This window comes from Congregibacter sp. (assembly GCF_045107095.1).
Lineage (GTDB): Bacteria > Pseudomonadota > Gammaproteobacteria > Pseudomonadales > Halieaceae > Congregibacter.
On sequence record NZ_JBGCFU010000065.1, the window covers coordinates 1 to 13614 of the forward strand.

General features: G+C 53.9%; 11 protein-coding genes. 6 read left to right on the forward strand and 5 right to left on the reverse strand.

Features of this window, described 5'->3' with window-relative positions; translation table 11 throughout:
• Nucleotides 1-605 (reverse strand): high-potential iron-sulfur protein (locus AB8B76_RS10100; RefSeq protein ID WP_405272183.1); only part of this gene is annotated, 605 nt, incomplete at its 3' end.
• 189 nt (nt 606-794) lie between these two features.
• Here AB8B76_RS10100 and hrpB point away from each other — a divergent pair.
• Both hrpB and AB8B76_RS10110 read left to right on the forward strand, forming a co-directional pair.
• Nucleotides 795-3314 (forward strand): ATP-dependent helicase HrpB, encoded by a 2520-nt coding sequence (gene hrpB, locus AB8B76_RS10105; protein ID WP_405272184.1) that lies wholly within the window; start codon nt 795-797, stop codon nt 3312-3314.
• Nucleotides 3311-3757 carry a DUF3465 domain-containing protein gene (locus AB8B76_RS10110; RefSeq protein ID WP_405272186.1) on the forward strand — a complete coding sequence of 149 codons (447 nt, stop codon included), beginning with the start codon at nt 3311-3313 and terminating at the stop codon, nt 3755-3757. The genes hrpB and AB8B76_RS10110 overlap by 4 nt, the downstream gene beginning before the upstream one ends.
• A 9-nt stretch (nt 3758-3766) precedes the next feature.
• Here the strand turns inward: AB8B76_RS10110 and AB8B76_RS10115 are convergent, their stop codons facing one another.
• Nucleotides 3767-4684 carry a haloalkane dehalogenase gene (locus AB8B76_RS10115; RefSeq protein WP_405272188.1) on the reverse strand — a complete coding sequence of 306 codons (918 nt, stop codon included), beginning with the start codon at nt 4682-4684 and terminating at the stop codon, nt 3767-3769.
• A gap of 84 nt (nt 4685-4768) precedes the next feature.
• Between AB8B76_RS10115 and AB8B76_RS10120 the strand changes: the two genes are divergently transcribed.
• Together AB8B76_RS10120 and AB8B76_RS10125 are read left to right on the forward strand one after the other, a co-directional pair.
• The gene (locus AB8B76_RS10120) at nt 4769-7276 is read left to right on the forward strand and encodes a TonB-dependent receptor (protein ID WP_405272190.1); all 2508 of its coding nucleotides are present in this window, start codon (nt 4769-4771) and stop codon (nt 7274-7276) included.
• A gap of 141 nt (nt 7277-7417) precedes the next feature.
• Entirely contained in the window at nt 7418-8863 is a 1446-nt protein-coding gene (locus tag AB8B76_RS10125) for an amidohydrolase (RefSeq protein WP_405272192.1), read from the forward strand.
• 89 nt (nt 8864-8952) lie between these two features.
• On the opposite strand, the gene AB8B76_RS10130 is transcribed toward AB8B76_RS10125, so the two are convergent.
• The 3 genes from AB8B76_RS10130 to AB8B76_RS10140 form a co-directional block, all read right to left on the reverse strand.
• Entirely contained in the window at nt 8953-10365 is a 1413-nt protein-coding gene (locus AB8B76_RS10130; protein ID WP_405272193.1) for a fasciclin domain-containing protein, read from the reverse strand.
• Between the two features lie 125 nt (nt 10366-10490).
• A complete protein-coding gene (locus AB8B76_RS10135; RefSeq protein WP_405272194.1) occupies nt 10491-11384 on the reverse strand; it encodes an alpha/beta fold hydrolase in 894 nt (297 codons plus the stop codon).
• A 32-nt stretch (nt 11385-11416) separates the two neighbouring features.
• Nucleotides 11417-12061 (reverse strand): TetR/AcrR family transcriptional regulator, encoded by a 645-nt coding sequence (locus AB8B76_RS10140; protein WP_405272195.1) that lies wholly within the window; start codon nt 12059-12061, stop codon nt 11417-11419.
• 175 nt (nt 12062-12236) lie between these two features.
• Between AB8B76_RS10140 and AB8B76_RS10145 the strand changes: the two genes are divergently transcribed.
• Together AB8B76_RS10145 and AB8B76_RS10150 are read left to right on the forward strand one after the other, a co-directional pair.
• Nucleotides 12237-13100 carry a metal-dependent hydrolase gene (locus AB8B76_RS10145; protein WP_405272197.1) on the forward strand — a complete coding sequence of 288 codons (864 nt, stop codon included), beginning with the start codon at nt 12237-12239 and terminating at the stop codon, nt 13098-13100.
• Entirely contained in the window at nt 13097-13609 is a 513-nt protein-coding gene (locus AB8B76_RS10150; RefSeq protein WP_405272198.1) for a hypothetical protein, read from the forward strand. Before AB8B76_RS10145 ends, AB8B76_RS10150 begins: the two co-directional genes overlap by 4 nt.
• The last annotated feature ends 5 nt before the right edge of the window (nt 13610-13614 follow it).

The window sequence follows — 13614 nt, forward strand, 5'->3', positions numbered from 1 at the left end:
GCACTACACCAACCGGTCGCTTTTACCTGACTACCAGTGAAGAGCGGGCAACCACCCCACTCACTGTCACCGCCCTGAAACAGGACACAGTTGGAACACTGCTGTCCTGCGCTGTAACGAGCATTCTCAACGGTGGTGGCATCATGTCGATATCCGAGGCCCGCAGCTTGGGGACCGTTCTCATCGAGCTGCGCCATGGCGTCGCTAGCTATGGTCGCGCTCTCCCTAGCCGCTTCCTCCACAGCTTCTGCTGCGTCATCAGCCATGGCCTCAACCTCATCAGAAGCCTCCTGCATTGTCTCTGTGGCCGCCTCTTTGGCGCTGTCTACGGCTTCTTCGGCACTGTCCATTGCTGAGCCAGCCATGTCCTCAGCTTCTTTAGCCATATCTGCCATAGCGGGCTCAGCCTTATCCATTGACGGAGCCGCTGGTGCAGAGCCCTCGTCACTGCCACAGGCCTGCAGACCCAGAACAGGCAGGGCGATAGCCGTCATACCCATAATCTCCAGAACCTTACGCCGGCCTGGCAGAGTCTCCTCTGTTGTCGCAGGTGTAGCCATGGATGTAGTCACGGGGCCCTGATTGCCTTCGCGTTGTTTTGTCATCGTGATCGCTCCCTTTTTATCTATATGCCGCCACACAACAGCGCCGTTAGACGCTCAACTTCGTGTCACACTAACACTCCTTGGTACATACGTAACAACTTCAACATTGGGATCATTGCCGATAGATGACTGCAATCCGCCAGAAAACACTTTTTAGCACCTCGCTGCTGATCCGATAGCAAGCCAATCATGCTCTCGAAAGTATCCAATCTTGGACTTCCCATATGCGCACTGCTTGCTGAGATTCGCGCACACCTGGCCGATGAGCTAAATCTTGTTCTCGAAGCTCCCACGGGCGCTGGTAAAACCACTGTCGTGCCTATCGCCTTGCTTGAGGAGCCGTGGCTACAAAATCGCCAGATCATCATGCTCCAGCCCCGGCGTATAGCCGCAAAAAATGCAGCACTGCGAATGGCCGCATTGATAAATGAAGAGATAGGTCAGACCGTTGGCTACCGCATGCGCCTAGACACAAAGGTCAGTGCCGCGACGCGTATAGAAGTAGTAACCGAAGGTGTTTTTCTGCGAATGCTGCAGGATGATCCGTCACTCAGTGATGTGGGGCTGCTGATCTTTGACGAGTTTCATGAACGCTCTCTGGACGCAGATTTGGGTCTGACTTTGGCGCTCAACGCTCGCAGTACCTTCGAACAAGATCCCCCTCTTCGCATCATGCTGATGTCGGCAACACTAGGCACTGCCGAGCTAGAAGCATTCTTACAAACCGAAGCCATACGCAGCGAAGGCAAGCTGTTTGCAGTAGACGAACACTACCTGGGCAGTGGAAAACCAAGGGAGCGAATCACCGACCGAGTGGCGCGGGCAATTCAAAACGCCCTGGTGAAGCATCCGGACAGCAGCATTCTTGTTTTTTTACCGGGCCAAGGTGAGATTCGCCAGGTGGCAACACAGCTAGAGGTGCCCGACCAAGTCGCTATCAGGCCGCTCTACGGCGAGCTCAGCCTATCGCAGCAACAGCAGGCGATCGCCCCAAGCCCACGGGGTGAGCGCAAGCTCGTGCTCGCGACCAACATTGCCGAAACAAGCCTGACTATCGACGGCGTCGATGTCGTCATCGATTCAGGGCTGGAGAGAAAACCCCAATTTGATCCCAACACCGGTATGAGCCGGTTGGCGACGGTAAAGATCTCTCAGGCTTCCAGTGTGCAGCGCAAAGGACGCGCAGGCCGCCTGCGCCCGGGCACATGCTACCGACTATGGTCAGAGTCAGAGCAACAACAACGAACGGCTCAGGACGAGCCGGAAATACAGAACGCAGATCTGAGCTCACTGGTACTGCAGCTCTTTGCATTCGGCGTCTACCATCCCAACGAACTGGGATGGTTAACACCTCCGCCCGCAGGATCTTATGAGCAAGCGCAGGATCTGCTCTTGGAGCTTTGCGCCTTGGACCGCAATGACTCGGGACTAAGCCTCACGTCTCACGGAAACGCTATGGCCCGTGTATCCGCCCATCCACGCCTCGCCCACATGCTACTCATGGGTCAGTCTGCAGGCGCTGCAGAACCCGCAGCTCATCTCGCAGCCGTACTCTCTGACCGCGACCCCGTCAGTCGGGAGTCGGCAGATATGCGCACCCGTCTGGAGTACCTCAGTGGGGAGGTGCCCTGCCCTTCTGTCTTTCGTGGCTGGCAAAAACGGACCTTGGATTTAGCGAAGCAATTCTTGCGGCAAATGCCAAGGGACATTCCTGCCCGCCTGCCTCGTCCTAGCCAAGAGCAGCTGACAGGGTTTCTCCTCGCCAGCGCGTACCCCGATCGCATCGCGAGACAACGTCATTCAGGAGGCTACCAGCTAGCAAATGGCCGCAGCTGTCAGTTCGATACACCTAACGCGCTGGGCAAATCAAAATGGCTCGCAGTCGCTGAAGTAGGCGGCATGGCGGGGCGCAGGGGTGACATGATTCGGTCCGCCGCGCCTCTTGATCCCGCACTGTTTGAAACCCTTCTGGCAGAGCAGGTCACCGACTCGACTGTCGTTGACTGGGATAGCAAAACTGGACGGTTTATTGCGGAACGCCGGAAAAGCGTGGGCGCCTTATCTTTTAGCAAAGAGCGCCTTAGCGATGTATCCGATGAAGCGCGCACTGAAAAGCTTATAGCCCTCACCCGGGATGCGGATCTGAGCAATTTGCCATGGTCCGACAAGGCCATTGAGCTTCGACACAAGGTTCGACTGATATCGCGACTCGAATCCGGGTGGCCCTCTCTTGAAACCACTGAGCTAAAGACAACACTCGAATCATGGCTAGCGCCCTACCTACTCACGACAAAAAATCTGTCTGAGCTTAAAAAGCTGGATCTGTTCTCTGCGCTTCAATCTTTGCTGTCGTGGGAACAAAGGCAGAGATTGAGTAGTGAACTGCCGGAGCGTTTTGAAGTGCCGTCAGGCTCTAAAGTGAAAATAAACTACGGCGAAGATCCTCCTACGCTGCCGGTAAAACTCCAGGAAATGTTCGGCTCAGCTGATTCACCCAGCGTAGCTGGAGGGAGAGTGCCCTTGCTGGTTCATCTTCTCTCTCCCGCGGGACGCCCCCTGCAGGTCACACAAGATCTGCCAAGTTTTTGGAGTAACAGCTACGATGCAGTAAAAAAAGAGATGCGTGGCCGCTACCCTAAGCACCCCTGGCCCGATGACCCGGCCACTGCCGAGCCTACGCGATTCACCAAACACCGGAGCAAGCGATGAAGAAGAAACAATCATTACCCCTGGTTATCGGCCTGGCACTGGCCACCTGGCTATGGAATGAATATGGCGCTGCTACTTTTTCCGACGCGCCTAGCACGTCGGCGGCAAACAGCGACGCTGTCATAGAGGCGGCCTTTGAAAACCGTCAAAGTGACCTGCAGGTACGAGGTAGCGGCACCGTAGTTCATGTCCTCCCCGACGACACAAAAGGCAGTCAGCACCAAAAGTTTCTTTTAGAACTGGACTCCGGTCTGACACTACTTGTTGCCCACAATATTGATCTTGCGCCGCGCATACCCCGCCTGCAGAAAGGGGATCGGGTCGGCTTCAATGGTGAATATGAATGGACCGAGAAAGGGGGAGTGATGCATTGGACGCACCACGACCCCCGGGGTAGACACGAAGATGGCTGGCTGGAGCGCGATGGTGAGCGCTTCGAGTAAAACCGCTCACTAGCTTTCGAAAGACTCCAGAGCCGCGCGGGCGATAGACTCACCCCACTCCTGCACGAAATGGCCACCGCCTTCGACGATCATGGCGGACGGGCAGCCCTTAATCATTGAGCGAAGCTTTTCCATGACTGCGGGGCCAAGGACGGGGTCCGCATCGCCGATAGCCATAAAGCTTTTACCCGACCATTCCGTCGACCAAAACTCTGCGGCCTTAAGACTCACATCAACACCTTCCATCTCAGGAGATATAGGTACAAGTGCAGGAAACATCTGAGCACCGGCCTTGTATTCCGGTCCGGGGAACGGCGCATCATAGGCCGCGATTTCTGCGTCCGTTAAATGAGGCGTACCTCGGGCAATAAGGTCACCAATGGGTAGATCTGGCGTGGACAGAGCGTAGTTCTTCCATGCAAGAAAGCCATCACTGGGGGACTTACCCACACCCAAGCCGGTGTTCATCACTAATAAACGAGAGAGTCGCGGCTTGAAGCGTTCGTCTACCGGTAAAGTCAGACCAAGAAGCCCGCCCCAGTCCTGAACGACCAAAGTGACGTTGCGTAAATCCAGTCGCTCGACTAGCTCCAGAAGGTAATCGCGGTGAAAGTTAAACGTGTAGTCCGACTGCTCGGTTGGCTTGTCGGAGCGACCAAAGCCAAGTAAGTCCGGCGCAATGACCCGGGCTCCCGATTCTAAAAACACCGGCATCATTCTCCGATAGAGAAAGGACCAGCTGGGCTCGCCATGGAGACAGAGAAACACCTCATCAGCATCCGATGGTCCCACATCAACCCATGCGATACGCAGACCTTCATAGCCTGGCAGATCGTCTGCGTAGGAAACGGGGTAATCAAAATCCGGGATATCCGAAAAACGATCCTCCGGAGTTCGGAGGGCTGGAACACGCTTATCTTGTGACATAAGTAGCCTTTATTTTTGTGGGCATAAATTGGACTATAGTGCCGATCGTATAACTACTATAAATCAAACAACAGGATGCATCGCATGACCGCAACAGTCGCTCCCAAGAAAACTTTCTTCAAACCCGGAATTCTCAGCACAGCGGTTGCCGCCGCGCTGATCTCAGGCGCAGATCTTGCTCAAGCCCAGCTCGAGGAGGTCATCGTCACGGCCTCCAGAAGAGCGGAAAGTATGCAGGATGTCGCAATCTCTATGCTGTCCAAAAGTGGCGAAGATATCAAAGACATGGGGATCACCCGAGCTGCTGAATTCGCCGTCGATATCCCGGCAGTGACGATGTCGCAAAGCCCCATCGGTAACTTCATTTTTATTCGTGGTATCGGCACGGCCGGCGTTAACCAGGGCATAGAACTATCAGTCTCCATGTTCCATGACGGCGTCTATATGGGCCGCCATCAGCTGTCGCGAGCTCCCTTCATGGACCTAGATCGCGTTGAGGTTCTGCGCGGTCCGCAAAGTATTCTCTTCGGCAAGAACACCATCGGCGGCGCCATCCACCTGATCACAGCAAAGCCCACTGAAGAAGTCGAGGGATCCGTCAGCGCCCTTTATGGTAACTATGGAGAGCAGGAGATCAGCGCTGTTTTATCGGGACCGATCACCGACAGTTTGTCGGGCCGCATCGCCGTACGCGGGTATCAAATGGACGGTTATCTCGACAACATAATGACTGGCGAAGACGGCCCAGAGCGCGATGATAAAACCATCCGTATGCAGTTAGCTTGGGACGCCACAGACAATCTCTCTGTCACCGGTAAGTGGGAAAGTAGTGAATTCGAGCAAACACAGCAGTTCACACAGCTCACGGTTAACGATCCAACCGGTACGGGCGTTGCCTTTGGCGGTCTCAACTCAGCGCTGGTAGCGGTGGGATCTGGAACAGGTATCGGCGCCGAAAGGTTTGACGACGAACGAGCCGTAGACAATGACGGCGGCGTAGTCCTTGGCCAAGTTGTACCGGAATATGCGGGTTTACCCGGATTCCCAGACAAGCCCGAGTTTAGTAACAATGAGATGGACCTTGGAACACTGACTATCGATTGGGCCGTAGGCGATCATACGGTGACGTCGATCACAGGGTACGCCGAATACAACTACCGCGACGTCTGTGATTGTGACTTCGCTGCTATTCCACTGATTCAAGTTGACGCGACGGAAGACTACGACCAGTTTAGCCAGGAGATCCGCCTCACCTCGCCGGGCGGGGAGAAGCTCGATTACATCCTTGGCATGTACTACCAGGAAAGCGATCTTCAGTACCGGTCTATCGAAGGGTTCGGTACCTCTCTCGCATCACCCCTCCTTGGAGCGCCCGCGATTCTTACACCTAACCTCACTCGGGACTATTCCATGAGTCAGGATCAGGAAATGTGGGCCGTGTTCGCTTCTGGTACCTATAGCTTTACCGACACCACGCGGTTGACCGCTGGTATCCGCTACTTTGACGAATCCAAGACTGCAAGCCATGTGCTGGATAAGAACTTCACCGGTGGATGGGATTACAGCGCCGGTGTAGGGGCCCCTCCGGGCACCGTGGTTTACGGTGATACGGCCGCAGAGTACGACCGATTCCTCAGTGACTTCGCAGGCACGCCACTCACTGCAATCTCTGAGGGTATCTATGGCGGGCTATTAGGCACTTTCGAACACGATATCCAAAACCGTACCCGTGACGAGCAGGACATCAACTGGATATTGACGCTCGAGCAAGACCTGAATGACAACACCATGGTATTCGGCACTGTCTCTACGGGAACCAAAGGCGGCGGCTTTGATGGTCGCTTTTTGCAGACCAACGACAGCCCTTTCTTTGAATACGAAGAAGAAACCGCGATCAGTTACGAACTCGGCATAAAGACTTATCTTTTCGATAACACTATGTCTATAAACGCCACCGCGTTTTTCTCAACGGTGGAGGACTATCAGGTCAGTATCTTTGACGGCGCGACTGCCTTTTTCGTCCAGAACGCTGCCGAGGTCGAGACCAGCGGTCTGGAGGTTGACATGAAGTGGGCCCCTACAGATGGCCTCATTGTGAGCTTCGCTGGCACCTACTTGAATGCAGAGTACAGCGACTTCCCTAATGCACCGTGTTGGACGGTGAGCGGCAGCGAGCCAGTGGATCGCGGCAATTGTGTTAACCGAGGAGCCCCGGATGCCTCTCGTGACGCAACCGGAGATACAAACTTGTTCTCACCAGAGTTCGCGTTCAACTTTAACGTGGATTACAGCATGCCTGTTGGGGATAGCCTCGTTGCACGCGGCATCCTCAACGTCAACTACTCTGACGAGTTCTTCGCGGCTTCGGATCTGGATCCCATTTACGCCGGTCAGGATGCTTATACGATGTACGATCTGCGCTTCAGCCTAGGTCGTCAGGATGGAACTTGGGACGTCGCGCTCATCGGTAAAAACCTGACCGACGAATTGATCAGCGGTAACAGCAATGACCAGCCTCTTGTACCGGGCAACGGCTTTGCATCTACCGATCGATTACGCTCATACGCTTTGCAGGCAACTTATCGGTTCTAATCTACGTCAGCTAGGCGCTAAAACCCGCAAGTCCTCTTGCGGGTTTTTTTTCGCCTAATGAACCTCCCAGATACTGGCACTGGTCTTCCCCTGCAACCTGCGTTAGCGTGTTTCACGTTTTTTCAAAAACAGGATTTCTTCATGCTTAAGCAAAGCTTGCGTTGCCTTGGAACGGCGGTGTTGATTACGACCGCTTCCACCAGCCTCAGTGCTGACAAAGTTTCCATTAAAGCTGACATCGTCGCGTCCGTAGATCGCCAAGCAGATTCACTCACGGCGCTTTCAGACGAAATTTGGGGCCATGCAGAAATCGCCTTCAAGGAGACAAAGTCCGCCGCTGCTCTTATCGAACATGCAAAAGAGCACGGCTTTCGGGTTAAAACGGGTGTTGGCGAAATCCCCACAGCATTCGTTGCGGAGTTTGGCAGTGGTAAACCGGTCATAGGCATCATGGGCGAGTTCGATGCCCTACCCGGCCTATCCCAAGCTTCAGTGCCTACCCGGACTCCACTTACTGCGGGGGCCCCGGGGCATGGTTGCGGACACAATGTATTCGGAGCGGCTTCCCTAGGCGCGGCAATCGCCGTAAAAGAGCAGATAGAAGCCGGTGAAATCTCAGGCACAATTCGCTATTACGGCACGCCCGCGGAAGAGAAGTTTTTCGGAAAGCTTTGGATGATCCGCGCGGGAGCTTTTGAAGGCGTGGACGTCATGATGGACTGGCATCCGGGAGATAAAATCGAAGCCAGCGCTCAAAGTACTCAGTCTCTAGTGGATTTTTTGGTGGAGTTTGACGGCCAGTCCGCCCACGCAGCGGGCGACCCCTGGAACGGGCGTTCGGCCAGTGATGCGCTTGAGCTTTACACCCACGGCATCAATGCTTACCGCGAACACATTCAGCCCACGGTCCGCATTCACTACCACATCATGGACGCGGGCAAAGTAGTCAACGTTGTACCGGACTACGCAAAGATATGGGTACGGGTGAGAGACAGAAGCCGCGATGGTATGACCCCTGTGTATGAGCGAGTGCGGGAAATGGCCGAGGGCGCGGCTATCCTTGCGGACGTAGATTACAAGGTCACGTTGATTTCAGGCGTTCACGAAATTCTCGTTAATCGCACCGGCGGCGCAACTTTACAGGCGAATCTGGAAACGCTTGGCTCTATCAGCTACACCGCCGAAGAAGAGCGCTATGCAAAAGCAATACAGGAGGCCACGGAGAAACCGCAGCTTGGCATGGACGCTGAGGTAAGACCGTTTAGAGAAACGGAAAAGAACCCACCGGGAGGCTCTACCGACGTCGGTGATGTCAGCTTCGTTGTTCCCACAATTAGCCTGAGCGCACCCATCGCGCCAAAGGATGTACCTTGGCACTCGTGGGCTGTTGTTGCCACTGGCGGTATGTCTATCGGCCACAAGGGCCTTGTCTATGCCTCAAAAGCGCTGGCGATGACCATGGTCGACCTCTACAAAGACCCCGATCTGATCGTGGCTATCAAGAAAGAATTTCAGGAACGCAAAGGGGACTATGAATATGAAGGTATTCTCCCGCCTGGCCCACCTCCTCTGGATTTCCAACAATAAGTCCAAAAAAAACGTCCAGCACCTACGGTGTCTGGACGTTTTGTCTAACCGAACCAGAGCAGAAGAATGCTCGGGTCAACTCCCTTTTTTTACATCGGTGGCGTTAATACCGCGTTAATCGCATGGATGATTCCGTTGGAGGCTTGGACATCGGCGATGACCACCTGGCTGTCGTTAATAAACAAATTGCCGTCAGTCACGGTTATAGTGATAGTGTCGCCGTTTGCCATCTCGACATCCGAACCGTTAAGGGTAAGAGCTGTCTCAGCGGGTACCGCCTGCTCAGCAATCACGTGGTACAGAAGGATATCGCTGAGGGTCTCGGTGTCGGCTAAGAGAGTATTGATTGTTTCTTCGCCAAGCAACGCAAAAGCGTCGTCGGTTGGCGCGAACACGGTAAACGTTGCCGTCTCGTCAGCCAGCGTGGCATCGAGTCCAGTCGCCTGAAGCGCTGCTACCAAAGTTGTGAAACTTCCATTAGCTACAGCTACGTCAACAATGGTGCCCACCTCATCAGCGGGACGCGTTAGTACCATGTCGATCGCGTGGATTACACCATTTGTTGCGGGAACATCGGCGATCACTACCTGCGAATCATTGATGAACAGCGCGCCGTCACGAATATCAATCGTCACGCTATCGCCATTTGCCATCTCAACCATTTCGCCGAACAGTGAAGTAGCCGTAATTGAATCAACGGCTGCGCCGCTGATTACGTGATAAAGCAAGATATCCGTCAGCGCGTCTATGTCCGCGAGCAACGCAGCGATTGCGTCGTCACCGAGCATCGCAAACGCCGCGTCGGTGGGTGCAAAAACCGTGAAGCTGCCGTCGGGATCCGCCAATGTCGTATCCAAACCTGCGGCCTGCACCGCCGCTACGAGAGTAGTAAAGTCTCCGGCGGCAACAGCCACCTCAACGATGTTGCCCGTTGGCTCAGCGTCCCCGGGCGGCGTAAGAACCGCATCAATCGCGTGAATGATACCGTTCGAGGCTTCGACATCAGTAACGATCACCTGTGACCCATTAATAAACAGTGCGTCTGACTGGATAGTCAAGGCGACAATGTCGCCGTTAGCCATTTCTACCGTCGTGCCAGTTAGAGAGAGCGCTGTATCAGCATTAACCGCCTGACCAGCGATGACGTGATAGAGAAGAATGTCAGACAAAGTTTCGGTGTCGGCAAGCAGAGCGTCGATAGTCTCTTGCCCCAGCGCTTCAAATGCGGCGTCCGTCGGTGCGAAGACCGTAAATGTCTCCGCCTCGTCTGCCAGAGTCTGATCCAAACCAGTGGCCTCGAGGGCTGCCACCAAAGTCGAAAAATCACCAGCCTCTACAGCCACCTCAACAATGTTTCCCGGACCTTCGGCTACCGGAGGAGACTCAGGAACCGGCGGTGTATTCAGATTATTGCTGTCGTTGCAGGCTGCCAACAGCACGACAGAGAATAGTATTCCTGCGGTCTGTGTGAGCAAGCGACGCGTTGACGAAAGTGCTGACATATACAACTTCTCCAGTTTTGTGTGAATAACTGAAGAACCCATACGAGCAGCGTTGTTCTGTTGGTTCTCAAAAACCAACTCAAAAGGAACGCTATCTTGAACAATAGCTGGACGGTAGCACCTGCCTAGGAAATATCGTGTTCGCCAAGCCAATCGAGAATCAGAGCATTCACAAACTCTGGACGCTCTCTGTGGGGGAAGTGCCCTGCATCAGGCACCTGAACCACCTTGAGCCCTCGGGGGAAATCGTCCTCGCGCATCATGGCAGAGAACACGTCGGCAGCAATGCAGCCTTCGTTTTTCCCCGTAAGGCCGAGGGTAGGCACATCAATAGGCCAGGGCTTTTGGGAATCGTAGGACTTACGCCATGGCAGTGAGTCGAGGCCCACGGCACCGCGGTAATATCCCAACGCACTCTCCACTACCTCAGGACAGCGAAACGCCTCCGCCACCTGTTCAAAATCCTGTTCAGAAAACGCCCACCCCGGACTCCAAGTTCGCCAAAGCCACTTCAAGAACGCGAAGTCCTTACGCCGAATAACATATTCAGCGACCCCCGGTACCTGGAAGAACAAGATGTACCAAGAGAGTCTCATTTGCTTTGGAAATTGGGGTATCTCTGCCAGAAAGCGTCCGGCGTGAGGTACCGACATGGTGGTCAGACTAAGAAGTCGCTCAGGCGCCGCCATGGCGACTGAGTAGGCAATAGAAGCTCCCCAATCGTGTCCGACCAAATGCACCGGGCCACCGCTAAGCTGTTCGATCCAAGCGATCACATCACCTGCTAAGGCTTCGGAAGAGAAATCGCCATCGGCGGGTTGCGACGACGATTCGTAACCTCGCGTAGCGACAGCCACAGTCCGATAACCCGCAGTCGCGAGTACCTCCAACTGCTCGCTCCAGGTATTCAGGGTGTCGGGGAAACCATGGAGTAGCAGAACCACGGGGCCCTCTCCCTGCTCGACGGCGCTGAACTCTAATTCTCCATGAGACAACTTAATTTGCTTCTGGCTCGTCACGATGCTCCGCCTAGGTATTTAAAGTCATGGGACTACTTAGCATATTTTAGATGACGCCTCACCGCAGACTCGTAAGCTGGTTCGAGGTGCCCCGACAGCACATCAAAAATCTGCTCGATGCCCAGCAGCATATCTTTTCGTGAAATGGCATCGCCGCTCTTTGATATCTCAAGATAGCGAACCCAATTGCTCCATATGAGCCACGTGTTAACTGCAATAGCACGGTAACGTTTTTGGCTGTTTGGGACCCTCAAGTGCCCCTCCCTCGCAGCCTGCGCCGCTACTCCGGCTAAGCCTTCCAAAGCCCAGTCCTGCAGCTCGAGATACGCAGTGTTCAGTAGCGAATCCTGACGAAGAAGATGCAACAAACCACTAAAGAAAAAGCGATAGTCGTACGCCACATCCAGAGTCTTTACATAAAAGTCGGCAAACACTTTAGGACTCAGAACATCAGGAAGCTCCTCGCCAAAGGCGACACGAAATTCAGCCGCAAGTTCTTCGAACAGCGCTCTTACGATCTCCTCCTTGTTCTTGAAGTGATAGTACAAATTGCCCGGACTGATCTTCAACTCTTCGCATAGGCGTGTCGTGCCAATGGACTGCGCGCCCTCTGTATTCATCAAGTGTCGACAGGTTTCCAACACTCGGCTGCGGTTATTAGTCTTCTTCGGGGGCATACAAGCAGGCTTGACTAAATCAAAAATAGAGGAAATACTCTAATTTAGTCGAGACAGGTAATCAAGTCATTAGTTAATGAGCAGCGCCTTTTATGAACAGGACCTTTAATGAATAGCACCTTTAATGAATAGCACCTCAACTTCCGCACCCAGCCTCCCGCCTGGCCCAGAGCGAATGACTGTGCGAAAAATGCCCTTCGACTTTGCGCCCCGAAACGAAAGCTGGAACCCTGACAAGCCCGAATTTGCTCATATTGTGAACTCGGCCTCCCTTGCTATGCCTTATCTGGAGCCGTACTTAATCAAGTCTATGCGTAAAGCGCGTCCTCTCATCAAAGATGAGACGCTACTGGAGGAGCTGGACAAGTACATCAAGCAGGAAGCGACGCACTACCGCAGGCATAAGGAATTCAACGACACGCTTTCAGCAAAAGGTTACGCCTCGGTCGCCACGATGGAAGACACCCTCGCGAAAGACTACGCAAAACTTGAGAGCAAGCGCTCCCTGCGATTTAACCTGGCCTACGCAGAGGGGTTTGAGGCCATGGCACTGGCTATCGGTGAAATGCTCATCGATGATCGGGAATATTTGTTTGGCAACAGTGACTCGGCGGTGGCATCGCTAATATTGTGGCACTTTGTCGAGGAAATAGAGCATAAGAATGTTGCCTATGACGTGCTCCACCATCTCCACCCCGGCTACTTTTTGAGAATTTTCGGTCTTGTGTATGCGACGTCTCACATTTTTTGGCGCACGGGTCAGGGTTACCGAGCCCTATTGAAAGAGGATGGTCTCTGGCAATCATCGGCAAGCCGCTGGAAGCTACTCAAGGTTCTCGGCCGTGTAATGAAAAGCATCATTCCGAAATGGCTGAGAATTCTGCGCCCCGGTTATCACCCAAAGAGTGTCAAGGATCCCGCCTGGGGTGTCGAATGGGCCTCAGTGTTTGATGGAGGTGAAAGTGACCTAGCGAGCTTAGACACGCGCAGACTGCACGAAGCTGCCCCCGTCGGAAGCACTATCGAGAAGCGACTATGAAGCCAACACAAACATCCATCACTTCACGTATGCAGGCCTTGTTCTTTCTGAACGGGCTCGGCTTGTTTGTTGTAGGCATATTGTTTGGCTGGGCCTGGTTTTTTCATCTACTGCAGGAAGTCGTTCTTTGGCCTTTACCCGTGCAGGTCGATGTGCAAATTCCCGGAGATTCGCGGGCTTATCGCATGGGTCACATGGAAGCCATAACCCAAGGCTTGTTACTCATGGGCATGGCTTTTGGCGGCCAGTTCATGCGCTTATCCAAAAAAGAATTCACCTGGCTTTTTTGGACCGCTCTGATAACGACCTGGCTCTTCACGCTTCCAGCGATGGCCAACACTTTTGTCGGTACCAGGGGGCTCGCCTTCGGCGGCGGCCCTTTCAAAGCGAGCCTTGCCAATGACATCATCTATCTTTTCGGATGGCCTCCGGTGATGTCCGTGCATATCTTTTTTGCCCTAGCGGTGCTGGGTGTTTGGCGCTACCTTCAGCAAACTAAGGATCACTAGAACCG

What these genes read in the sequence shown, in the direction of transcription:
- AB8B76_RS10150 (WP_405272198.1), top strand. Translation starts at nt 13,097, where the DNA reads ATGAAGCCAACACAAACATCCATCACTTCACGTATGCAGGCCTTGTTC.
- AB8B76_RS10120 (WP_405272190.1), top strand. Translation starts at nt 4,769, where the DNA reads ATGACCGCAACAGTCGCTCCCAAGAAAACTTTCTTCAAACCCGGAATT.
- AB8B76_RS10110 (WP_405272186.1), top strand. Translation starts at nt 3,311, where the DNA reads ATGAAGAAGAAACAATCATTACCCCTGGTTATCGGCCTGGCACTGGCC.
- AB8B76_RS10115 (WP_405272188.1), bottom strand. Translation starts at nt 4,684, where the DNA reads ATGTCACAAGATAAGCGTGTTCCAGCCCTCCGAACTCCGGAGGATCGT.
- AB8B76_RS10140 (WP_405272195.1), bottom strand. Translation starts at nt 12,061, where the DNA reads ATGCCCCCGAAGAAGACTAATAACCGCAGCCGAGTGTTGGAAACCTGT.
- AB8B76_RS10125 (WP_405272192.1), top strand. Translation starts at nt 7,418, where the DNA reads ATGCTTAAGCAAAGCTTGCGTTGCCTTGGAACGGCGGTGTTGATTACG.
- AB8B76_RS10145 (WP_405272197.1), top strand. Translation starts at nt 12,237, where the DNA reads ATGACTGTGCGAAAAATGCCCTTCGACTTTGCGCCCCGAAACGAAAGC.
- AB8B76_RS10130 (WP_405272193.1), bottom strand. Translation starts at nt 10,365, where the DNA reads ATGTCAGCACTTTCGTCAACGCGTCGCTTGCTCACACAGACCGCAGGA.
- hrpB (WP_405272184.1), top strand. Translation starts at nt 795, where the DNA reads ATGCTCTCGAAAGTATCCAATCTTGGACTTCCCATATGCGCACTGCTT.